We start from the raw sequence: 1049 nt of genomic DNA, 5'->3' as shown, positions 1-1049 counted from the left end.
GGCTTTAAGAGTGCTAAGTCGATTGTCACAATTCGTTTGACTGAAGAGATGCCTAAGACTAGCTGGAGCCAGTTTGATGCTCGAGAGTATGGTTTTTATTCCAACGTCAATCCTTTGGTCAATCATCCTCGTTGGAGTCAAGCAACCGAACGTCGGATTGGCGATTTCAAAGCGGCCTTTGCACCCAAAATGAAAACACAAATGTTTAACGGTTATGCCGATCAAGTTGCCAGTATGTATAACGGAATGGACTTGAAGAAATTCTACTAATTGATCTTAGATGCTTGGTTTTCATGAAGGTATTTGTTTTTCTGCTGGCACTACTGCCCTTAGGGCGACTAATCTGGCTGGGTTTCAATGATGGCTTAGGCGCCAATCCAGTTGAATTGATTACCCGTTCAACGGGTACTTGGGCATTAGTCTTTTTGTGCTTGACCTTAGCGATGACGCCATTGCGCTTGCTGACGAATTCAGCAGCATGGATTCGGTATCGCAGGATGTTGGGCTTATTTAGCTTTTTCTATGCCTGTCTGCATTTTGGGATTTGGCTTTGGCTAGATCAGGACTTTGACTTGGTAGAGATGCTCAAGGATGTAGTGAAGCGACCATTCATCACCATGGGCTTCATTAGCTTTCTTCTCTTGATTCCGCTAGCACTGACATCTACCCATTGGGCTCAAAGAAAATTAGCTCGTCGGTGGGCTCAACTGCATCGACTGATTTATTTCATTGCTTGCACTGTGATCCTTCACTATTGGTGGCATAAAGCCGGCAAGAATGATCTTGATACCGTAACAATTTATGCGATCGTTTGGATATTGCTGTTATCTTGTAGGATTCCTTATATCCGCAATCTCTTGAGCAAGAAATTCATCACTTAACATCACACCTTCCATGACTCTGTTTTCATATTCTCGCGCTTCAATTATTTCCACATTGGGTTTTCTGTTGATTTGTCTTGGATCTGTCCATGCTAACGCTCAGCAAGCTGACCAGGCTGTCAAAACCATAGCCTCCTTAGATGTTCCGCGCTACTTGGGAACTTGGTA

At 43.8% G+C, this 1049-nt stretch carries 1 protein-coding gene and 1 pseudogene; both read left to right on the top strand.

The window, feature by feature from the left end:
• Positions 1-270 (top strand): annotated as a pseudogene (locus B7X71_RS17670) (protein-methionine-sulfoxide reductase catalytic subunit MsrP); the annotation flags it as partial.
• A gap of 23 nt (positions 271-293) precedes the next feature.
• Positions 294-881, top strand: a complete 588-nt coding sequence (locus tag B7X71_RS17665; RefSeq protein ID WP_293599736.1) for a protein-methionine-sulfoxide reductase heme-binding subunit MsrQ — start codon at positions 294-296, stop codon at positions 879-881.
• Positions 882-1049 lie beyond the last annotated feature (168 nt).

This window comes from Polynucleobacter sp. 39-46-10 (assembly GCF_002282275.1).
Note: the sequence above shows the minus strand (reverse complement) of the source record. Positions and strands in the feature narration are given on the sequence as shown.

What these genes read in the sequence shown, in the direction of transcription:
- B7X71_RS17665 (WP_293599736.1), top strand. Translation starts at nt 294, where the DNA reads ATGAAGGTATTTGTTTTTCTGCTGGCACTACTGCCCTTAGGGCGACTA.